Here is a 20,808-nt window from a genome sequence, read left to right on the forward strand (position 1 = left end):
ATCTGGACGCAGTCCGGTACAGGTCGATTGATTTTGTTGTGGGCTTGAAGGTGCCCGGCTGTCGACCTTGAGCCGAGCATACAAAAGCGCTGAGCATCATTGTATTGCACTAGGACAATTGCATTGCATGGATACTGGCGCGATGCTGTCCCGACGAGCACAGACCCGGGTTTTAGCGCTGATGGACAAATGGAAAGCGGCACTGGATATCGCCCGCAGTGGCGAGTCAAAGTACAAGATTCTGGTGCAGGCGATTGCCGATGATATCGAGCAGGGTGTCTTGGCCAATGATCAGCGCCTGCCGCCGCAGCGGCATGTTGCCGATACCATGGGCATCAGCGTGCAGACGGTCACCAACGCCTATAAAGAGCTGGAGCGTCAGGGGCTGGTGCGTTGCGAAGTCGGGCGCGGCAGCTTTGTGTCGCGGCGCATGAGCGATCGAGTGGCTACCTATATTCTCGATAGCCCTGAACGGGCCCTGGTGGATTTTTCCATCGCGCGGATCCTGCACACCCGCGAGCACGACCAGTTCTGGCGTGACACCTGCCGCGAGCTCAGCACGGAAGAGGATCAGCCGTGGATACACGCATTTCGTCCGATTGCGGGTTTCGAGTCGCACCGCGAAGAGGCCATGCACTGGATCGGACGGCAAGGACTGCGGGTCGAGCGTGATGACATCCTGATTACCAACGGCGCCGCTCACGGCATCTTCCTTGCGCTGGCGTCTCTGGCCGGCCCCGATGATGTCGTGCTCTGCGAAGGGCTCACCGATCACGGGGTAATCGGCAACTCTCAGGTATTGGGATTCACCCTCAAAGGCCTGGAAATGGACCGTTATGGCATCGACCCGGAACACTTCGAAGACATGTGCAGCAATGAGCGCATCACCGCGCTGGTGTGCACGCCCAACCTGAACAACCCGACCACCAGCCTGATGCCGGACAGTCGTCGGCGGGAGATTGCCGACATCGCCCGGCGTTTCGGTGTGCACATCATTGAAGACGACGTATACGGGCCGTTGCTGGATGAGCATCGCGCGCCGCCGATCAGCCATTACCTGCCGGAGCTGTCGTTCTATTGCACCAGCATGACCAAGTCAGTGCTGACCGGTTTGCGCATCGGCTATTTGGTAGTGCCCAAGCGCCTGGCGTTGCGCACCGAAAGTATCTTGCGGGTCAACAGCTGGATGGCCACGCCCATGGTCTCCGAAATCGCTGCGCGCTGGATTCGTGACGGTCGCGCCGACACGCTCGTGCGATTGCAGCGCAAACTGTTGGCCGGCCGGCAGGCGATGGTCAGCGAATACCTGGGCGAGCACCTGCTCGGCCAGCATCCTCATGCACTGAACGCGTGGGTTGGCATTCCAATACACTGGGAGGTCGACAGCCTGGTGCGAGCCTTGCGTCACCGGCACATCGCTGTCGCATCGCCTGATCCGTTCACCGTGCGTGGAACGCCGCGAGCTCGAGCGGTGAGGGTGTGTGTCGGCGCCGAATGCAGCGACGAAGAAATGCGGGACGCACTGATGAGCATGCGCGAGATATTCGGGCAGTACCCGCAAATCCACGATGTCTGACCGGGAAAAAGTTCGCAAAAAAGTTTGTCGACTAAATTGCCCTAGTACATTCATTACGACAATCCAGTCCTCTTAGACTGCGCCCAACACCACAGTCGGGACGCGGTCATGTCAACGTTACAGCTACAGGATATTTACCTCGCTCGCCAGCGCATCGAATCGCTTGTCCGGCGTACCCCCTTGGAATATTCGCCCAGCCTTTCGCAACGATTGGGCGTGGCGGTGTACCTCAAACTCGAATCCCAGCAAATCACCGGCAGTTTCAAATTGCGCGGCGCGAGCAATGCCGTGGCGCAGCTCAGCGCCGAGGAGAAAGCGCGTGGCGTGGTGGCGGCGTCGACCGGTAATCACGGTCGTGCTCTGGCGTATGCCGCTTCCCGGCAAGGCGTGAAGGCGACGATTTGCCTGTCGCATCTGGTGCCGGCGAACAAGGTTCAAGCCATTCGTGATCTGGGCGCCGAGGTATGCATCGTCGGCCAGTCTCAGGACGACGCCCAGCGTGAAGCCGAACGGATCGCCAACGAGCAAGGCGCGACATTGCTGCCGCCGTTCGATCACCCGGCCATCATCGCCGGGCAGGGCACGCTGGGGCTGGAAATCCTCGAACAGCAACCGGACGTGGCGCAAATCCTCGTGCCGTTGTCCGGCGGCGGTTTGTTTGCCGGTGTGGCGCTGGCGATCAAAAGCGTCAGCGCGAACATCATCACCCACGGCATCAGCATGCAACGCGGTGCGGCCATGCACGCCAGCCTCGCAGCCGGGCATCCGGTGGAAGTCGAAGAGCTGCCGACTCTGGCCGACTCGCTCGGCGGTGGCATCGGCCTGAACAACCGTTACACCTTCAACATGACCCGCGATCTGTGTGACCACGTGCATTTGCTCAGCGAGACTTCCATCGCCAATGCCCTACGCCATGCCTATCGCGAAGAGCGTCTGGTGCTGGAGGGCGCGGCCGTGGTCGGGATTGCCGCGTTGCTTGATGGATTGATTGAGCCGCGCGGGCCGATCGTGGTGGTGGTCAGCGGCCGTAACGTCGACATCGATCAGCACCTGCGAGTCCTCGCGGGCGCAGATGCGTGAACCCCAACAATAACGACTGAATGGAGTGCCGCATTGATGAGTGACATCACCTTATTGAGCGAAGCGGATCTGCGTGCCTGTGTGGCACTAGACTTGCCGAGCATCGAAGCTATCGAACAAGCCTTTGTGCTGCTGGCCACGGCAGCGGTGGCCATGCCGCCGATCCTGCGTCTGGACATCCCCGAGCACAATGGCGAAGTGGACGTGAAGACTGCATACCTGCCGGGCCTGGAGCGTTTTGCGATCAAGGTCAGTCCGGGTTTTTTCGACAATCCGAAACTGGGCCTACCGAGTCTCAACGGCATGATGATGTTGCTTTCGGCGCGCACCGGTTTGCTCGACGCCTTGCTGCTGGACAACGGTTATCTGACCGCCGTACGCACAGCCGCGGCGGGCGCCGTGGCGGCTCGAGCCCTGTCCCGGGTCGACAGTTGCAGCGTAGCGCTGATCGGTGCCGGCGAGCAGGCCGCGTTGCAGCTTCAGGCGTTGCGTTTGGTTCGGCCGATTGAATCCGTTCAAGTCTGGGCACGCGACAGCGCCAAGGCCAAAGACTTCAGCACCGAGCTGGCGCGCGACAGCGGTCTGACGGTCACGCCTTGCGCTAGCATCGACGAGGCCATGACCGGCGTGGACATTGCGATCACCTGCACCCCGAGCCGTGAACCGCTGATCGAAGCGCGCCACTTGCACCCCGGCTTGCACATCACCGCCATGGGTTCGGATGCCGAACACAAAAATGAAATTTCTCCCCAAGCGTTGGCCAAGGTCGACCGCTACGTGGCGGATCGCTTGAGCCAAACGCGAATCCTCGGCGAGTTGCATCACGCTCTGGCGGCCGGTGTTATTACCGACGAATCGGGCTTGGCCGAATTGGGGCAAGTGCTCGCGGGCCAGCACCCGGGTCGGACCAGCGATGCGCAAGTCACCTTGTGCGACCTCACCGGAACCGGCGCCCAGGACACCGCCATGGCCAATCTGGCCTTCGAGCGCGCGCGCTCGGCCGGCAAGGGTTTTCAGTTCGGTAGCTAATCCACTTTTTTCATCCGTGCGTCATTTATCAGAGGGCATGTGCATGTCTCAGATAGTCGTCAATCTCCCGTTCGAACGGGAGGAATACGCCCAGCGTCTGGCCAAGGTTCGAGCGGCCATGCAGGTTCAGGGCATCGAGCTGTTGCTGGTCACCGATCCGTCGAACATGGCCTGGTTGACCGGCTATGACGGTTGGTCGTTTTACGTTCACCAATGCGTGTTGTTGGCGCTCGACGGCGAGCCGGTCTGGTTCGGTCGCGGGCAAGACGCCAACGGCGCCAAGCGCACGGTGTTCATGCAGCACGAGAACATCATCGGTTACCCGGACATCTACGTGCAGTCCCGGGAACGCCATCCGATGGATTACCTTTCGCGGGAAGTCATCAGTGCCCGGGGTTGGGACGCGCTGACCATCGGCGTGGAAATGGATAACTATTATTTCAGCGCCGCCGCGTATTTGTCGCTGCAGAAAAACCTGCCGCAGGCCAAGCTGATCGACGCGGTCGGGTTGGTGAACTGGCAGAGGGCGATCAAGTCGCCCCAGGAAATCGCTTACATGCGCATCGCTGCGCGCATCGTCGAAAACATGCACGGGCGGATCCTCGAACGGATCGAGCCGGGCATGCGCAAAAATGAACTGGTGGCTGAAATCTACAGCAGCGGGATCCTCGGCGCTGACGGTCATGGCGGCGATTACCCGGCCATCGTGCCGCTATTGCCCACGGGTGCCGACGCCAGCGCGCCGCACCTGACCTGGGACGATTCGCCGTTCGAAAAAGGCGCCGGGACCTTCTTTGAAATCGCCGGTTGCTACAAGCGTTATCACTGTCCGCTGTCGCGCACGATCTATTTGGGCAAACCTCCACAGCACTTCCTCGACGGCGAAAAAGCCGTGGTCGAAGGCATCGCCGCAGGACTGGAAGCAGCCAAACCGGGCAATACCACCGGCGACATCGCTGTGGCGTTTTTCAAAGTGTTGGAGAAATTCGGCATCCACAAGGACAGCCGTTGTGGCTACCCGATCGGGATCAGCTATCCGCCAGACTGGGGCGAACGCACCATGAGCCTGCGTCCCGGCGACACCAGCGTGTTGCAGCCGGGCATGACTTTCCACTTCATGCCGGGCCTGTGGATGGACGATTGGGGGCTAGAAATCACCGAAAGCATTCTGATCACCGAAACCGGCGTCGAGACGCTGTGCAACGTGCCACGCCAACTGTTCGTGAAGGATTGAGCCATGAGCGACCTGCCTGACAACCCGATCAGCGCCACGGTGGATTTTGCCCGCGAAGGCGTGCAGCACGGGTTCCTCAAATTGCCGTACTCCCGGGACGACTCGGCCTGGGGCTCGGTGATGATTCCGGTCACGGTGATTCAGCGCGGTCAGGGTCCGACCGCGCTGCTTACCGGCGGTAACCACGGTGACGAATACGAAGGCCCGGTGGCGCTGAGCAAACTGGCCCAGGGCCTGACGGCCGCCGATGTCACGGGGCGGGTGATTATCGTCCCGTTCATGAACACCCCGGCGTTCCATGCCGGTCGGCGCACGTCGCCGATCGACAAGGGCAATCTGAATCGCAGTTTCCCCGGTAAGCCGGACGGCACCGTGACCGAGAAAATCGCCGATTACTTCAACCGGACCTTGTTGCCCTTGGCCGACATCGTGCTGGATATCCATTCCGGTGGCCGCACCCTGGACTTCCTGCCTTTCGCGGCTTGTCATGTGCTGCCCGACAAGAACCAGCAAGAGCAATGTGAAGCCGCTATGCGCGCCTTCAATGCGCCTTACAGCATGCGCATGCTGGAGCTCGATGCCGGGTCGATGTACGACACCGCCGCCGAGCGTCAGGGCAAAGTTTTTGTCACGACCGAACTGGGTGGCGGTGGTTCGTCCACGGCGCGCAGTGTGGCGATTGCCGAGCGCGGGGTGCGCAATCTGCTGGTGCATGCGGGGATTCTCGAAGGTGAGATCCAGACCACGGAGTCAATCATGCTCGACATGCCCGATGCCAATTGCTTCATCGACAGCGAACACGATGGCTTGCTGGAAATGTGCCGCGATCTGGGCGATAACGTGAGAGAAGGAGACGTGATTGCCCGCGTTTACGACGCTACCCGGAGCGGCGTCGCCCCGGTGGAATATCGCGCGGCCCGCAGCGGGCTGCTGGCGGCGCGCCACTTTCCCGGCGTGGTGCAGTGCGGCGATATCATTGCCGTCATCGCCGATGTATTGACCTGATCTAAAAACCTGTGGGAGCGAGCCTGCTCGCGATTGCGGCGTTACATCTCTCATTGATGTGACTGAAATATCGCTATCGCGAGCAGGTTTGTCCTACTCATTCAGGAGATCCTCGACCCATGCACAAGCTCGATCGCTATGACCTGAAAATCCTGCGAATCCTCGCCGAAGACGGTCGGATCACCAAGTCGAGCTTGGCCGAGGCGATCAATCTCTCGGTGACCCCGGCGTGGGAGCGGGTTCGCAAGTTGGAGTCGCTTGGGCTGATAAAGGGCTACCGGGCACTGATCGACTGGAACGCGGTGTTCAAAAGCCAGCAGGTGCTGGTGGAAATCACCCTGGCCCGACACACCGCCCAGGACATGCGGCGGTTCGAACAACGCATGAACGAGGCCGCCGAAGTGGCATTCTGTTACGCCACCGGTGGCGGTGTTGATTACATGGCGATGATCCAGGCGCCGGACATTGACCATTACCAGCGTTTTATCGACCAGTTGTTGCTCGATGACCTGGGCATCGAGCGCTACTTCACCTATATCGTCACTAAAACCATCAAGACCGCGGGTGCCTTGCCGGCCGAGCTGGCGCAAGAGCCATAAACCGGGGCAAAACCTTCACCGCAAAAAGCCTCTGTTTGCCGACGTTCAATCAGAAAAAACCAATCGTTACACCCCGCCAAACGCCAACTCATCTTGGCTGCGCTGCCCTAGCATGGATTCACGCACACGGTTTGGAGTGAACGCCATGACATACAAACATCCGCTGTTGTTCAAAGCACTTTGCTACGTAGACGGCCATTGGGTCCACAGTGACAGCGGCCATAGCGTCGCCGTGCACAATCCGGCCGATCAGACGTTGATCGGTCATGTGCCGATGCTCGATCAGCCTCAGATCATCGCCGCCGTAGATGCCGCACACCGGGCGTTTTCAGCCTGGAGTGAACAAAGCCTCGATGACCGCGGAACGATTCTGCGGCGCTGGGCGGCGTTGATCCTTGAGCATCAGGAAGACCTGGCGCGGATTCTCAGCCAGGAACAAGGCAAGCCCCTGGCCGAATCACGCGGCGAAATCGCCTACGCCGCCAGTTTCATTCCATGGTTTGCCGAAGAAGCGCGGCGCCTTTACGGGCAGAACATCCCCAGCCATATCCCCGGCGCGCATCTGGGCACGATCAAGGAACCGGTTGGCGTCTGTGCACTGCTGACGCCGTGGAATTTTCCTTCGGCGATGATCACCCGCAAAGCCGCCGCCGCATTGGCCGCCGGTTGCACTGTGGTCATCAAACCGGCCCACGAAACGCCGTATTCGGCATTGGCCCTGGCGCAACTGGCAGAAGAGGCGGGCTTCCCGGCCGGCGTGTTCAACGTGGTGCTGGGCGAACCGCAAATGACCATGCAAACCCTGGTGCAGGACACTCGCGTGCGTTCGGTCAGCTTCACCGGCTCGACCCGGGTCGGCAAGTTGGTGCTGCAAGCGGCGGCCCAGGACGTGAAGAAAGTGTCGCTGGAACTGGGCGGAAACGCGCCGTTTATTGTCTGCGCCGATGCCGATCTGGATCTGGCGGTGAAAGTCGCGGTAGAGGCCAAGTTCCAGACCTCGGGCCAGGATTGCTGCGCGGCCAATCGGATTATGGTCGAACGCTCGATTTATCCGGCGTTCCTCAGCCGCTTTGCCTCTGCGGTGCGCGAACTGCGGGTCGGCCCGGCACTGGTGGGTGATCAAGAGCAAAGCGTCGACATCGGCCCGCTGATGCATCAGGCCGCCTTCGATGTGACCGCCGAGCGTGTGGCTGATGCGCTGAAGCTGGGCGCGCAACGTCTGGTGGGCGGCGAAGCGCATGCCCTCGGCGGATTGTTCTATCAGCCGACGGTGCTGGCCGACGTTACGCCGCAGATGCGTATCTACCGCGAAGAGAATTTCGCGCCGATTGCTGGCGTCATGCCTTTCGACACCCTCGAGCAAGCCATCGAAATGGCCAACGACACCGAATACGGTCTGGCTGCCTACATTTGTTCCAACCGCCTGGACCTAATCTACCCCCTGATTCGCCGCCTCGACCACGCCATGGTCGCAGTCAATGGCGTCAAGTTCACCGGCCATCCGATCCCGTTCGGTGGCATGAAAGCCTCGGGGCTGGGCCGCGAGGGCGGTACCGAGGGCTTCGAAGCCTTTGTCGAAACCAAATACTTTTGCCTGCACCATCAAGGCCAGTTCTAAGGAGATCCGCCATGAGCCAAAAACTCGATTCGTTGTTCGAACAAGACCGTGCGCACTTCATGCACCCGTCGACCCATGCCCATGACCACGCCAGCGGCACGCTCAAGGGACGCATCATCAAGAGCGCGTCAGGCATTCGTATCCGCGACCACGAAGGCCGCGAATTCATCGACGCCTTTGCCGGGTTGTACTGCGTGAATATCGGCTACGGGCGCACCGAAGTCGCCGATGCGATCTACAAGCAGGCCAAGGAACTGGCCTATTACCACACCTATGTCGGGCACTCGACCGAAGCGATCATCGAGCTGTCGAGCCGCATCATCGACTGGGCGCCGGAGGGCATGAAAAAAGTCTACTACGGCCTGTCCGGTTCCGACGCCAACGAAACCCAGATCAAACTGGTGCGTTACTACAACAACGTATTGGGTCGCCCGCAGAAGAAGAAAATCATCTCCCGTGATCGCGGTTATCACGGCTCGGGCATCATGACCGGCAGCCTGACCGGCCTGCCGACGTTCCATCAGCATTTCGACCTGCCGGCGGAGGGCGTCAAACATACCGTTTGTCCGCACTGGTATCGCAAGGCACCGGTGGGTATGGATGAAGCAGCTTTCGTGCGCTATTGCGCCGACGAGTTGGAGAAAATGATCCTGGCCGAAGGGCCGGACACCGTCGCCGCATTTATCGGCGAACCGCTGATGGGCACCGGCGGCATCATCGTTCCGCCGGCCGGCTATTGGGCCGCCATACAAGCGGTGTTGAACAAGTATGACGTGTTGTTGATCGCCGACGAAGTGGTCTGCGCCTTCGGTCGCCTGGGTTCGAAGATGGGCAGCCAGCGCTACGGCATGCGTCCGGACCTGATCACTACGGCCAAAGGCCTGACCAGTGCCTATGCGCCTTTATCAGCAGTGATTGTCGGTGAAAAAGTCTGGGACGTGATCGAAAAAGCCTCCGAATCTCAAGGTGCCATGGGGCATGGCTGGACGTACTCCGGGCATCCGATCTGCGCGGCGGCGGCCTTGGCCAACCTCGACATCCTGGAGCGGGAAAACCTGACAGCCAACGCAGAGAAGGTTGGCAGTTATCTGAATCGTCGGTTGCGGGAAGTATTGGAAGGTCATCCGCTGGTAGGCGAAGTGCGTGGCGACGGCATGCTTGCCGCAGTCGAGTTCATGGCCGATCGTGAGCAACGCACACCATTCGATGCTGCATTGAAGATCGGTCCGAAAGTATCGGCAGCCTGTCTTGAACGCGGAATGATTGCCCGAGCGATGCCCCATGGCGACATTCTCGGCTTTGCACCACCGTTGATCTTGACCGAGGAGGAGGCCGACCTGATAGTCGACATCACCAAAAGTGCGGTCGATCACGTGGCCAGCGAGATACTGGGCTAAGCCTTGCCGCTCATCCCTCACTCCCCAAAAAACCGTTCGATCCTTCACCGTTCGGGTGGTTTTTTGTATCGCCAGTTTTGGCCTTATCGTGAATAAACTGCGAATAGAAGATTGTGACTACATAAACTCATTTTGGGAGTAAGGAGGCCCGGAGATGAACTGCTGAAGGCCCATCGAATGACTGCTTTTGGCCGATTCTGTTGAAAAAGTCGGTTCTTCCAGACTGCCCGCATACTGACGGCTGAAAACGCCTTTTTTGCGCGCCGCTACGCGAAATCTGAACCCGGAATCCACTGCTCAAAGTAAAGATTTCAATCTCAAACGCGTACTTTTCTGTCGTGGAATCCATGACCGACTTTTTCAACAGAATCGGCCGAATTCTGCCTGTCGCGACGGGCTGATGTCGACCCATAGCTGCCCTTCACGAAGGGTGGAGATTGGCCGTTCTCTGCCTGTCGACTCTTGTGTGTGCATTGGTCAACCGTATGCAAACGGCGGTCTCCGCGAATGCAAATGTCTTGTGAGTGGCAATGCAATGGGTGGCCATGTGCGATGCAATTAAGCGTTTAGGAACACTTGAGAATTCACCACATTCGACGTGTCGCATAAGGCTAAACGCTCTACGACGACCTCTTTGCTTCGATAAAAGAGGCCGATGGTAGTGGGTAATCCTGCGTTGGTGCCTGCCTGAGCGTGGGCCGGATCAATGAGAGATCGCTGTCCAAGTGTTTGTAGAATGGGCGCCAAAGTGCGCGTGGAATCCGCAGACCAACTTGCGCACAGAGGCTAAACCCCCTTGAAACATTGGGTTTGGGGTTTATCAGAGAGGGAGAGAGAATTGTGTCAAAGTCGAAAAACCAGCGCGGATATGCCGCTCGGCGGCAACGAAGTGAGAGCCCAACCGATTCGACTACCAGCCTTTGACACCGCTCATGTCAGGCAACTTGTGGGCGATGCCCTTATGACAGTCGATACAGGTCGCCTGACCGCTGGCCAGTGCCGTGGAGTGCATATTGGCGGCGCGTTTGCCCTGGCGGGTAAAGTCCATGAATTCAAAGTTATGGCAATTGCGGCATTCTCGGGAGTCATTTGCCTTGAGCCGCCCCCACTCGTGCTCGGCCAGTTCACGCCGCATACCGAGAAATTTTTCCCGGGTGTCGATCGTTCCGAACACCTTGCCCCACACCTCTTTGGAAGCCTGCATCTTGCGGGCAATCTTGTGCGTCCATTCGTGCGGGACGTGACAGTCCGGACAGGTGGCGCGTACGCCAGAACGATTGGTGTAGTGAATGGTGTCCTGCAACTCGACAAACACGTTATCGCGCATTTCATGGCAGGAAATGCAGAACTTCTCGGTATTGGTGGCTTCCAGCGCAGTGTTGAAACCACCCCAGAAAATCACTCCGGCGATGAACCCGCCGAGCGTCAGAAAGCCCAGGCTGTAATGCACGCTGGGGCGACGCAGAATGCCCCAATAGTCTTTGAGCAGCGCACGCAAGGATTTCATGGCCTCTCCTTAAGGTTTCTGCTGGCCGTTGATTTCGTCTTGCAGCACCTGGTCAATGTTCTTGAAGTTGTTGCCCACCAGAGGCTTTACGTCTTTCTGTGGCACGTGACACTGAGTACAGAAATACCGACGCGGCGAAACAGCGGCCAGCGCCTGACCATCACGGTCCATGTAGTGGGTGATACTGATCATCGGCGCCTGAGTGCGGGCACTATTGGCACGGCTGTGACAGGACAGGCACTTGTTGCTGTTCTTGTCGATCGGATACCCCCGGATACTGTGGGGGATGGTGGGCGGCTGGTCAGGATAATTGCGCTCGCGCTTGAGGTCCTTGTTCTCGTCATCAGCCATCAACGGTGCCGCAAATTCCTGGGTCAAGGTCCCTCCGGGTCGCCGGCCATCCGGCGCAGGCGCATCCAGCGGGTAATCGGGCTGCGCCGCGAATGCCAGCGGCATCCACAGCAACAGAGCAGCAAGCAAAGACAGCAAATGACTCTTCATCTGAGCGCTCCTTATGCCGTCTTGATCAACTCAATCCTGATCGCACATTTTTTATAATCAGTCTGCTTGGAGATGGGATCCGTCGCATCGAGTGTGACCTTGTTGATCAGCTTGTTGGCATCGAAAAACGGCACAAAAACCAAGCCTTGTGGTGGCTTGTTGCGCCCTCGGGTTTCGATGCGCGCACGCATCTCACCGCGTCGACTGATCAGCTTCACTTCGCTGCCTCGACGGGCATTCAAGGCTTGGGCATCAGCCGGATGCATGTAGACCAATGCGTCGGGGACTGCTTTATGAAGTTCCTCGACACGCTGCGTCATCGACCCGGTGTGCCAGTGCTCAAGCACTCGTCCGGTGCTCAGCCAGAATGGGAACTCCGCGTCGGGGGATTCCGCCGGGGGCTCGTAGGGCAGCGCGAAAATAATCGCCTTCTTGTCGGGATAGCCATAGAACTGCACACCGCTGCCCTTCTCCACGTAGGGGTCATAGCCTTCCCGGAAACGCCAGCGTGTTTCCTTGCCATCGACGACGGGCCATCGCAACCCTCGTTCGGTGTGATAGAGATCGAACGGGGCGAGGTCATGACCGTGGCCACGGCCGAATTGGGCATATTCTTCGAACAGCCCTTTTTGCAGGTAAAAACCAAAATCCCGGGCTTCGTCGTTTTTATAGCCCGCCGCCATTTGATCAAGCGGGAACTGATCGACCTGACCGTTCTTGAACAACACCTCGTACAGGGTTTTGCCCTTGTACTGCGGTGAGGCCGACAATATTTCCTCGGACCAGACTTCTTCCGTTTTAAAGCGTTTGGAAAATTCAACCAGTTGCCAGAGGTCGGACTTGGCGTCACCCGGGGCCGAAACCAATTGATGCCAGAACTGCGTGCGTCGCTCCGCATTGCCGTAAGCGCCCTCTTTCTCGACCCACATCGCTGTGGGCAGAATCAGATCGGCCGCCTGGGCAGAGACGGTGGGATACACATCCGAGACAATCACGAAGTTCTCGGGGTTGCGCCAACCCGGCAACACTTCCTGCATGATGTTGGGGCCGGCCTGCATGTTGTTGCTGGCCATCGTCCAATACACATTGAGCACGCCGTCCTTGAGCATCCGACTCTGCTGCACGGCATGGAACCCGACTTTTTCATTGATGGTGCCTGGCGGCAATTTCCAGATTTTCTCCGCCGTGGCGCGATGCTTTGGATTGGTGACCACCAGATCAGCGGGCAAGCGATGGGAGAACGTTCCCACTTCCCGCGCCGTGCCGCAGGCCGAGGGCTGGCCCGTCAGGGAAAAAGGACTGTTGCCCGGCTCGCTGATTTTTCCGGTCAGCAGGTGGATGTTGTAAATCAGGTTATTCGCCCAGACGCCCCGCGTGTGCTGGTTAAAGCCCATGGTCCAGAAGGAGACCACCTTGCGCTTCGGGTCGGCATACAGCTCAGCCAAGGCCTTGAGTTGCTCGGCCGGTACGCCGGTTTCCTTGGCGGTGCGCTCAAGGGTGTAAGGTTTTACGAATGCCGCGAATTGCTCAAAGTCGATGTCACTCCAAGTGTTCGCCTTGGCCGCATTTTGGGCCTTCATCTCCAGCGGGTTATCGGAACGCAGGCCGTAGCCGATGTCATCCGTACCTTTGGCAAATTTGGTGTGTTTGCTGACAAAGTCCTTGTTGACCGAGCCACTTTCAATGATGTGGTTGGCAATGTAATTGAGGATAAACAGGTCCGTCTGTGGCTTGAACACCATGGGAATGTCGGCCAACTCAAAACTGCGATGCTCGAAGGTCGACAGTACGGCCACCTTGACGTTGGGCTGACTCAATCGGCGATCCGCCACCCTGCTCCAAAGAATCGGGTGCATCTCCGCCATGTTTGAACCCCACAGCACGAACGCATCGGTGACTTCTATATCGTCATAACACCCCATCGGCTCATCCATACCGAACGTGCGCATAAAACCCATGACCGCCGAGGCCATGCAATGACGCGCATTGGGATCAATGTTATTGGAGCGAAAACCCGCCTTCATCAACTTGTTGGCCGCATAGCCTTCCCAAACGGTCCACTGACCTGATCCGAACATGGCGATGGACTCGGACCCTTTGTTTTTTATCGCCTCCTTGAACTTCAACTCCATCACATCAAACGCTTGATCCCAGGACACCGGTTGAAACTCGCCTTGCTTGTCATACTGCCCGTTGGTCATGCGCAACAACGGCTGAGTGAGCCGATCAACGCCGTACATGATTTTCGACAGGAAATAGCCTTTGACGCAGTTCAGTCCGCGATTGACCTCGGCTTTCACATCACCATGAGTGGCGACCACCCGATTGTCCTTTGTTGCCACCATGACGCTGCACCCGGTACCGCAAAAGCGGCAAGGCGCTTTATTCCAGTCCAGGGCTACCCGGTCCTCTTCGGTGATCAGGTTGCTGGCGGATGTAAACACCGGGAGCCCCGCCGCCGCTGCGGCGATCCCGGCAGCCTGGGCTTTGACAAACTCGCGTCGAGTCATAGGCATGTGCTTTCTCCCGTTACATCGAGAATCTCGTGATAAACGAGGGCGGCATTGAGTACACCCGGCAAGCCGTTGATCTCACTGATGCGCCGGGAAATCTCACTTTCTTCTTCCATCTCCAGCACCACCACCAGCTTGCCGGCGGGACTTTCCTGATGCAGCTCAACGCCTTCGAGCAAGCGCAAGTTGGCTTTCACCGCCTCGAAAAACTCAGGAAGGGCAAGCACCACCAGACTGGCAATATGCAGCGTCTTTTCCATGACCCGTACTCCCCGTCTTTTGCTAAAGATGGACAACGATCAGTGAAGTGAACCAGGAGGGCCGAGCAGCATTTGCAGAAACCAGACAAAGAAACCGTAACCACCCACTATCGCCACCGACAGCAGAGGAAAAAAAACGACAATCAGAAAAAAGAACAGACGGGTTTCTTTGCGCGCTTGCCGGGTAGAGTCATCCGCTGATGGCATGGTTATCGCTCCTGCCAAACTTTGAATTCAGCCTAGACGGCCCACATCACAAATTCCACTAAACGGATTAACGGCAAAGCTAAGGAAGGTCTGAGCCAAGAGACAGATATTTTCAGATGGCGAGTCGAAGGACAGGCTGACACAACCAATTCAAGCTCAGGTGACCGGCGGCAAGCGAGAAGCGGAGGGGGTATCGACCAAAATTTGATGTTTTCCCCAGTCAACTGGAGCCCAACCCATTAGCGACGCCATATCGCTGATATTGCACTTTTTGAAAATCGAGCGTCCACTTTTGGCCGTTCTCCGCCGGTCGTCACTATGGCGTTTGCTGGTCAAGTCGAATGCAAACGGTTGATCAGCACGAATGCAATTGACTGGTCAGTGACGATGCAAATGGGTGGTCAAGTCCATGCAATTACGCAGGCTCACATTAAAAACCGACAAACGACCACCCGGCTATGGAAAACCACCGGACTCCAAGGTCTTCTAGCACTACCGATTGGCGCAAGAGTCGCCTCCAAAATATGGTTGACCGCGAGTAGAACGAGCGCTAAACCAGAACCGTACCAGCGCTGTCCTCGACAGCACCCAGGTAGCCAGAACCTTTGAGGCTACGCCACATCGTGGTGGTTCACCCCAAGTGCGATTAGCGTCCGGCGGCTCGCACAGTCACAGCGATGTGATGGATGCCACTTCTTCCAGAATGCCCACTGCGGAAACTCATGCCCCCTCCTGGCTGCTCTGCAGCAACTGATCCGCTTGGCTATTTCTTGCGCCAACCTTTTGCCCGTCTCTTTGCCCCCTAAAGAGACGGGCGCATATCACACTGCTGCAGCCCTGCTCGCACGGGCCTTTGCGGCTTTCCCCCTCGTGACAATCGGCGTGACAAACACCGAATGCTCACTCGACACAGCGATGCCGATGATGGTGCCGCAGCCCAAGGAATGGACTGCCCCTGACTGACAGTCAGGCATGCCCCGGTCATCACATCACTGCCTTCACCCGACTCAGGATCTCGCGGCATTGGTCTCGTCAGCCAGTGCAGCCTCTACCCGCCCACTTCTACGGAAGTGTTCAGGAGGCCAGATCATGAGATGCCCAAGTTCCCGGTCGTAAGGAGCCGTCAGTCCCGCGTGAGTGGACAAACCTCACAGGTCGCAGGGGGCTTGATCCCTGATAACACTCAACAACCGTGGCGGGATGAGTGAGGACGAAGTCGATAATCTCAGGAGAATAGCGATGCAACTGTGCGAAGCATTCGAGCCACCACAACCATTGCTGGAATACCAGCAGGCGCCACTGTCCTACCCGGTCGAAGCACTCGGGGATCTGTTGGGCCCTGCGGTCGAACGACTGGCCGAGGTGATCGGCGTGCCCTGCGCCATGGCCGCGCAATCGGTGCTGGCCAGCGCTGCTCTGGTGAGCCAGGGTCATGCCAATGTCCAACTCGACGGCCGAACCTATCCGCTGTCCCTCTACCTACTGACGGTGGCGTCCTCGGGTGATCGCAAAAGCGCGGTGGATCACCTGGCATTAAGGGCGGCGCGCGACTGGGAGCGGCAGCAGTGGACCCTGTATGTGGAAAAGCTCAAAGCCTATCGCGCCGCTACCAGCCTCATGGCCAAACCCAAAACCTCAACAGAGCGTGCTGAGGCGAAAGGCGCTGAGCTGTCCGAGCCGGTACCACCGAGACTGATCATTGCCGAACCCACCATTGAGGCCCTGGTCAAAAGTCTGTGCCAGGGCTTGCCCAGCATGGGCTTGTTCAATGATGAAGGTGGCCAGTTCTTGGGCAGCAGCACCATGAGCAAAGAGAACCTGCTCAAGGCGATCACCACCTTGTCGACACTGTGGGATGGCAGCCCAATCGACCGGACGCGCTCCATGGCCGGAGAAAGCCTGCGTGCCTATGACCGCCGCCTCAGCCTGCACCTGATGCTGCAGCCCTACCTGGCCAACCAGCTGTTCAAAGACCCGGTGATCAATGGCCAAGGCATCCTCGGCCGTTGCCTGATCAGTTGGCCCGAGCGCCTGGTCGGCCAGCGGCTCTACAAGGCGATCGACTTGACCCGAGATGCCAAAGTCCAGCGCTACCAACAGCGGATCACCGCTCTGCTGCAAAAGCCCTGGCCACTCCACAAGGATGGCTCACTCAATCCTGCCGCGCTGGAGCTGACGTCCCGTGCCCGCCGAGCCTGGATTGATATTCACGACACCATCGAGTGCCAGTCTGGCGAGTTCGGCGAGCTGGCCGGCGTCCAGCCTGTCGCGAGCAAGGCGGCGGCAAACGTACTGCGTATCGCGGGCGTGCTGGCCATGGTTGAAGAGGCCAGTGCGTTGGACGAAGCACACATCCAGCGCGCCTCCACGTTGATGGATTACTACCTGGCCGAGATTCAGCGCCTGACCGAACAGGAGCCAGTCAATAGGCGACACGAAGAGGCGGATCGGCTGCTGCGCTGGCTGGTGCAGAAAGGCTGGACTCACTTCACCATTCGCGACGTCAATCGCAACGGCCCTCGTTTTGCCCGCAAGAGCGCTGACCATACCGCCTCTTTATTGGTCGTGCTGATCACCCATCGCTGGCTGAGCAGCCGCGACGGAAAAACTTTCGAGGTCCGCCATGTTCCGCCTCAATGACGCGGTGCGCCGCTACCAAGCGCAACATCAACCGCCGCAAGAGTCGCGATGTGTCGCCGCTTCTGTCGCCACCCTGTCGCCACGCCCCAGGCCAGAAACGAAGCGGGTTGTCGCCACTGTCGCCGCTGTCGCCACACCCCCCATGGACCCTGCCTACATCGTTCTGCTGATTGAGCAACTGCGTGAGGAAGGGGCAATGCTGCAACATCAAGAGAACGCCCTCCTATTCCGCCCGACACACTGGCAGCAGGTAGAGAGGCTCAGCCCTCACTGGAAAGCCTTGCTGCTCTTTCTGCAAATAAACGAAAACGGTGATGACGATGGCCTTGGTCGGTCGGCGTGATGGGCGCAATTTCGGCTACGGCCGTCAGTTGAGTTACGCCGGCCCGCAAGCGCTGAGGGATTTGTTTGCCGGCGGACACTTTGCCACCGTCAAAGCGCATAGCGATCGCTGGCAAGCGTTCGTGCGTTGGTGTCGGTCAGAGGACGGTCCCGGTTACAACGATGCGCGCCAGATTGATCGCCGGACGCTGCAAGACTACGCCGCGTATCTGCGCCAACAGATCCAGCAAGGTGAACTCTGCATCGCCACCGCGCAGAACCGCCTGAGCAGCGTCAACCGCACCCTCGCTGCGCTGCGCGGTGATCAGGACCTGAGGATCGCCAGCCCGAGTCAGGCGTTGGGACAGAAGCGCTCGAGCGTACGCACCCGCGCACCGGACGGCCAAGATCACCAACATCTACGGCGAGTGCTCGAGGCGCTTGGCGAACAGCAACACGAGCGGGTGGCCGCGATTGTCCTGTTGGCCCGAACAACTGGTATGCGTCTGCGCGAAGCGATCCTGGCTGACCTGCCACGCTTGCAGCGCGAAGCCGAACACTTAGGCTGCATCAATATCCAGGACGGCACCAAAGGCGGCCGCTCAGGGGCATCAGCGCCGCGTTGGATCATCGCAAATGAAAAGGTGAAAGCGGCGCTACAGCTGGCTCGTGAAGCGTCACCGGCCGGCAGTCGCAACTTACTGGACCGAGACGAAAGCTACGTCGCGTTCCTACAACGGACCGTGCTCCCTGCCCGCGAAATACTGCACACACGTGGACTGAAGGGGGTCCATGATCTGCGTGCGGCCTACGCTTGCGAGCGTTACGAACAGCTCACGGGCCATGCCGCACCGGTCAATGGTGGTCACTGCTATCGCATTGACCGCGAATTGGATCGACAGGCGCGCCAACAGATCAGCCTTGAACTCGGGCATAACCGGATCGATGTGGTGTCGGCCTATATTGGAGGTAGAGCGTGACTAGGCCCTTCGATATGGCGCTGTTCCTGAGCGGCGTACTGACCGGCTCGAAAACCACGCAGCAACGCCACCTGCGGCAAGCCCGAATCATGCAAGCGGCCATTCAACAACGATGGCAACGAGACAATCCCTGGACCTGGCAGCTCAAGCATGTGCGCTGGTTTCTCACTCAGCACCTGAAAGACCACTCCGACGCTACCCGGTATTACTATCAACTCACCGTTCTATTGATCTGGAAGCGATTAGGGAATGATAGAAAATACTGATCTATCGTTCGAATTTAGGTGATTTTTTATCAAATTATTCTTGGCAATAAACGATGGGATGTATACCCGCTTCTTTAGCGGCATGCACGAACGACGATAAGATCCAGTAGAGCTGGGTTATGTTACCTGCCACACTCTTTCCTTTCTGGATTTTTTTGAACTCCTTCTCAATAATTTTCTTCGATATGAACGAACAGCAGATGATACACCTTCGATTGAATCGATAGTCCTGCCTAATCTTGTAAAGATAGTCTTCAAACTTGCCAGGAATACTTTTTCTCGTGCGATTCAAAAGACCACCACTATATTTCTTTTGAAGCTTTTCCTTGTGCTTTTTTAGAAACAGCTTCGGGTCAACGTCCATATTACCGATGTTTTTGATGGCCTGGCCCACGACATCATGGAGATTACTGGCCGACTTGCTAGCCTTCCCATGTTTGGAGTGTATGAAAGACACGGAAAAATCAGTTTGGTTAAAAGTGATGTGATCCGCCCACTCATTGCCTAGATCATCGCAGAAAACGTAGTCGTCAGCACCATGAGCTATCTCAACGATATCAAATACCGAGGTGGAATCAAACTTGGTTATCTTCTTTGTGATTTCGCCTTTCTCAGAGGTCGCTGAGGCTAGCGTTGGTAGGACTTTTAAAGTCCGAAGCATTGAAGGGATTTCGTTGATCCCCGCACCATCCTCAAAACACTGTCCCATAAAGTACATGTACCTTGGATCGGAGAATGTGATAGTTGCCAAACTCTGCTTCTTGATGTACGCCTGGAGTGTGATCCGTTTGCCGTTCTGCTCAAAATGAACATTTCGGAGTGCCCGGCTATTGACGGCAATCGAGTGAAGATTCTTTTTGAGTGTGGCCGCCCTAAAACTACCTAGGAGTTCGTAATCGGGCCCCGGACCAATTTCGTAAACCTGTTCCATTTCCGCAATCAAGGACTTGATCTGCTTAGATGTCATCTCAATAACACGACCATGTTTGGTTGTGTAAAAAACAGGGATACCTTGATCTATTACGTTTTCAACAAAAAACGAATATTCCAGCAGAATTGCGTTTGGCGCACTCGATTTCCAGACTAAATCAAGCTCGATAAATTTTGCGAAATTATTGAGAAAGTCTTTTTCAGTAGAAGGATTATGGATGTCGTGCAGTTGTGCCTTAGCCCATTCCACGGCGTGATGTACCGATTTCCGTTCCGATGCCTCGACTACGCGACCGCTTTGCGCGGAAATAGTTTTAGTACGCCCCTTCAATTTAAGCTTAAAGAAGTAGGGTATTGATCTCCCCGCAGCGTGTACAGACATAAGCCCTTTCAGATCTGAAGCTTCAAAGGCCCGGCCACGCATTGCTCGATCGGACACAGTCATGTTGCGGGTCGCCATCTTTTGATACTGCGCATCGACGTCGCTAAAAGCAGAGGTCAGCTCACTACTTCTAATTAGCATCGCATGCTTGTCCATGCTTTCCGTTATGCTGGCACAAGACTTTTTGAATATAGCGATACAGTCATCTATGGCAATGATCAAAATGAACGCATAGATCGTATCTTTGAGTGGCTGCTGCCAAAAATGTACATCACGGTCGGTCTTGAAGACGCGGAGGCTATAGGAGAACTTGCTGCCGTCTGGAAGCGCATCATCCTGGTCCAGAATGTCCGCGATAAGCGCGCTACCAATAGTCATATTGGAACTGGCAGCTTCGAGGATTACCGTGAGCGTAGCCTTAGTAAAAGGGGCCGTAGGGCGGTAGAATTGGGCATTCTGTGTAAGCAGGAGATCTTGCGACATCAAGCACCCTTCCGTGGAAATTCTGATAATGGGTAGCATAATGCTACTTATGACTTGGGGTCTACGGCATACAACTCTCGGCTTCACGTCGAAAGGTTGAGTCCGCCGCCAAAAACCACCACTAAAATTTTTAGAATCGACCATTCCTTTGGATACCTGTCGAGTCCGGCAGGAAAGTACAGAGCCCCAAATTTTTAGGCTTCTTTGCCGATTGCCTAACGGCGTTGCTTCCTAGCCACCTTCACCCTGCCCTAGGGCACAATCCAAGATAAAAGCACTG

18 protein-coding genes are annotated in these 20,808 nt (G+C 57.4%); 12 read left to right on the forward strand and 6 right to left on the reverse strand.

The window, feature by feature from the left end; all coding sequences use genetic code 11:
• Positions 1-181 precede the first annotated feature (181 nt).
• From ABH912_RS16500 to ABH912_RS16535, 8 genes are all read left to right on the forward strand, one after another.
• Positions 182-1,576 carry a PLP-dependent aminotransferase family protein gene (locus ABH912_RS16500; protein ID WP_429512978.1) on the forward strand — a complete coding sequence of 465 codons (1,395 nt, stop codon included), beginning with the start codon at positions 182-184 and terminating at the stop codon, positions 1,574-1,576.
• A gap of 108 nt (positions 1,577-1,684) precedes the next feature.
• A complete protein-coding gene (gene eutB, locus ABH912_RS16505; RefSeq protein ID WP_429509219.1) occupies positions 1,685-2,656 on the forward strand; it encodes a hydroxyectoine utilization dehydratase EutB in 972 nt (323 codons plus the stop codon).
• A gap of 36 nt (positions 2,657-2,692) precedes the next feature.
• Complete coding sequence (eutC, locus tag ABH912_RS16510) at positions 2,693-3,685, forward strand: ectoine utilization protein EutC (RefSeq protein WP_223525592.1); 993 nt, start codon at positions 2,693-2,695, stop codon at positions 3,683-3,685.
• Between the two features lie 43 nt (positions 3,686-3,728).
• Positions 3,729-4,919, forward strand: coding sequence for an ectoine hydrolase DoeA (gene doeA, locus ABH912_RS16515; RefSeq protein WP_429509220.1), 1,191 nt, complete (start codon positions 3,729-3,731; stop codon positions 4,917-4,919).
• A gap of 3 nt (positions 4,920-4,922) precedes the next feature.
• The gene (gene doeB, locus ABH912_RS16520; RefSeq protein WP_429509221.1) at positions 4,923-5,924 is read left to right on the forward strand and encodes a N(2)-acetyl-L-2,4-diaminobutanoate deacetylase DoeB; all 1,002 of its coding nucleotides are present in this window, start codon (positions 4,923-4,925) and stop codon (positions 5,922-5,924) included.
• 119 nt (positions 5,925-6,043) lie between these two features.
• The gene (locus ABH912_RS16525; protein ID WP_223525591.1) at positions 6,044-6,523 is read left to right on the forward strand and encodes an Lrp/AsnC family transcriptional regulator; all 480 of its coding nucleotides are present in this window, start codon (positions 6,044-6,046) and stop codon (positions 6,521-6,523) included.
• 145 nt (positions 6,524-6,668) lie between these two features.
• A complete protein-coding gene (locus ABH912_RS16530; protein WP_429509222.1) occupies positions 6,669-8,141 on the forward strand; it encodes an NAD-dependent succinate-semialdehyde dehydrogenase in 1,473 nt (490 codons plus the stop codon).
• An 11-nt stretch (positions 8,142-8,152) separates the two neighbouring features.
• Positions 8,153-9,538, forward strand: a complete 1,386-nt coding sequence (locus ABH912_RS16535) for an aspartate aminotransferase family protein (RefSeq protein WP_429511136.1) — start codon at positions 8,153-8,155, stop codon at positions 9,536-9,538.
• Between the two features lie 910 nt (positions 9,539-10,448).
• Here the strand turns inward: ABH912_RS16535 and ABH912_RS16540 are convergent.
• Genes ABH912_RS16540 through ABH912_RS16560 form a run of 5 tightly spaced genes read right to left on the reverse strand, consistent with a single transcriptional unit; the run spans position 10,449 to position 14,526 of the window.
• Positions 10,449-11,045 carry a cytochrome c3 family protein gene (locus tag ABH912_RS16540; protein ID WP_007943094.1) on the reverse strand — a complete coding sequence of 199 codons (597 nt, stop codon included), beginning with the start codon at positions 11,043-11,045 and terminating at the stop codon, positions 10,449-10,451.
• A 9-nt stretch (positions 11,046-11,054) separates the two neighbouring features.
• The gene (locus ABH912_RS16545; RefSeq protein ID WP_223525583.1) at positions 11,055-11,546 is read right to left on the reverse strand and encodes a nitrate reductase cytochrome c-type subunit; all 492 of its coding nucleotides are present in this window, start codon (positions 11,544-11,546) and stop codon (positions 11,055-11,057) included.
• Positions 11,547-11,557: 11 nt separating this feature from the next.
• On the reverse strand, positions 11,558-14,062 hold the full coding sequence (napA, locus tag ABH912_RS16550) for a nitrate reductase catalytic subunit NapA (RefSeq protein ID WP_429511137.1): 2,505 nt from the start codon (positions 14,060-14,062) through the stop codon (positions 11,558-11,560).
• Positions 14,053-14,319 carry a chaperone NapD gene (locus ABH912_RS16555; RefSeq protein WP_429511138.1) on the reverse strand — a complete coding sequence of 89 codons (267 nt, stop codon included), beginning with the start codon at positions 14,317-14,319 and terminating at the stop codon, positions 14,053-14,055. The genes napA and ABH912_RS16555 overlap by 10 nt, the downstream gene beginning before the upstream one ends.
• Positions 14,320-14,358: 39 nt before the next feature.
• A complete protein-coding gene (locus ABH912_RS16560) occupies positions 14,359-14,526 on the reverse strand; it encodes a periplasmic nitrate reductase, NapE protein (RefSeq protein WP_150726924.1) in 168 nt (55 codons plus the stop codon).
• A 1,239-nt stretch (positions 14,527-15,765) separates the two neighbouring features.
• On the opposite strand from ABH912_RS16560, the gene ABH912_RS16565 reads away from it, so the two are divergent.
• Genes ABH912_RS16565 through ABH912_RS16580 form a run of 4 tightly spaced genes read left to right on the forward strand, consistent with a single transcriptional unit; the run spans position 15,766 to position 18,733 of the window.
• Positions 15,766-17,166: a YfjI family protein gene (locus tag ABH912_RS16565; RefSeq protein ID WP_429511139.1), complete on the forward strand. Its 1,401-nt coding sequence runs from the start codon at positions 15,766-15,768 to the stop codon at positions 17,164-17,166.
• Positions 17,150-17,509, forward strand: coding sequence for a hypothetical protein (locus ABH912_RS16570; protein WP_429511140.1), 360 nt, complete (start codon positions 17,150-17,152; stop codon positions 17,507-17,509). Before ABH912_RS16565 ends, ABH912_RS16570 begins: the two co-directional genes overlap by 17 nt.
• Entirely contained in the window at positions 17,487-18,467 is a 981-nt protein-coding gene (locus ABH912_RS16575) for an integrase domain-containing protein (protein WP_429513117.1), read from the forward strand. The genes ABH912_RS16570 and ABH912_RS16575 overlap by 23 nt, the downstream gene beginning before the upstream one ends.
• Positions 18,464-18,733, forward strand: a complete 270-nt coding sequence (locus ABH912_RS16580; RefSeq protein ID WP_429511141.1) for a hypothetical protein — start codon at positions 18,464-18,466, stop codon at positions 18,731-18,733. The genes ABH912_RS16575 and ABH912_RS16580 overlap by 4 nt, the downstream gene beginning before the upstream one ends.
• A 34-nt stretch (positions 18,734-18,767) precedes the next feature.
• Here ABH912_RS16580 and ABH912_RS16585 read toward each other — a convergent pair whose 3' ends face one another.
• On the reverse strand, positions 18,768-20,528 hold the full coding sequence (locus ABH912_RS16585; RefSeq protein ID WP_429511142.1) for a hypothetical protein: 1,761 nt from the start codon (positions 20,526-20,528) through the stop codon (positions 18,768-18,770).
• Between the last annotated feature and the right edge of the window lie 280 nt (positions 20,529-20,808).

Source organism: Pseudomonas sp. BT76 TE3572 (assembly GCF_050435365.1).
GTDB lineage: Bacteria > Pseudomonadota > Gammaproteobacteria > Pseudomonadales > Pseudomonadaceae > Aquipseudomonas > Aquipseudomonas fluorescens_W.

Coding starts and splice junctions, on each gene's coding strand:
- ABH912_RS16585 (WP_429511142.1), bottom strand. CDS start 20,528: ATGTCGCAAGATCTCCTGCTTACACAGAATGCCCAATTCTACCGCCCT.
- ABH912_RS16535 (WP_429511136.1), top strand. CDS start 8,153: ATGAGCCAAAAACTCGATTCGTTGTTCGAACAAGACCGTGCGCACTTC.
- ABH912_RS16525 (WP_223525591.1), top strand. CDS start 6,044: ATGCACAAGCTCGATCGCTATGACCTGAAAATCCTGCGAATCCTCGCC.
- ABH912_RS16575 (WP_429513117.1), top strand. CDS start 17,487: ATGGCCTTGGTCGGTCGGCGTGATGGGCGCAATTTCGGCTACGGCCGT.
- ABH912_RS16500 (WP_429512978.1), top strand. CDS start 182: ATGGACAAATGGAAAGCGGCACTGGATATCGCCCGCAGTGGCGAGTCA.
- ABH912_RS16530 (WP_429509222.1), top strand. CDS start 6,669: ATGACATACAAACATCCGCTGTTGTTCAAAGCACTTTGCTACGTAGAC.
- ABH912_RS16565 (WP_429511139.1), top strand. CDS start 15,766: ATGCAACTGTGCGAAGCATTCGAGCCACCACAACCATTGCTGGAATAC.
- ABH912_RS16555 (WP_429511138.1), bottom strand. CDS start 14,319: ATGGAAAAGACGCTGCATATTGCCAGTCTGGTGGTGCTTGCCCTTCCT.
- ABH912_RS16560 (WP_150726924.1), bottom strand. CDS start 14,526: ATGCCATCAGCGGATGACTCTACCCGGCAAGCGCGCAAAGAAACCCGT.
- eutC (WP_223525592.1), top strand. CDS start 2,693: ATGAGTGACATCACCTTATTGAGCGAAGCGGATCTGCGTGCCTGTGTG.
- doeB (WP_429509221.1), top strand. CDS start 4,923: ATGAGCGACCTGCCTGACAACCCGATCAGCGCCACGGTGGATTTTGCC.
- ABH912_RS16540 (WP_007943094.1), bottom strand. CDS start 11,045: ATGAAATCCTTGCGTGCGCTGCTCAAAGACTATTGGGGCATTCTGCGT.
- doeA (WP_429509220.1), top strand. CDS start 3,729: ATGTCTCAGATAGTCGTCAATCTCCCGTTCGAACGGGAGGAATACGCC.
- eutB (WP_429509219.1), top strand. CDS start 1,685: ATGTCAACGTTACAGCTACAGGATATTTACCTCGCTCGCCAGCGCATC.
- ABH912_RS16545 (WP_223525583.1), bottom strand. CDS start 11,546: ATGAAGAGTCATTTGCTGTCTTTGCTTGCTGCTCTGTTGCTGTGGATG.
- ABH912_RS16570 (WP_429511140.1), top strand. CDS start 17,150: ATGTTCCGCCTCAATGACGCGGTGCGCCGCTACCAAGCGCAACATCAA.
- napA (WP_429511137.1), bottom strand. CDS start 14,062: ATGCCTATGACTCGACGCGAGTTTGTCAAAGCCCAGGCTGCCGGGATC.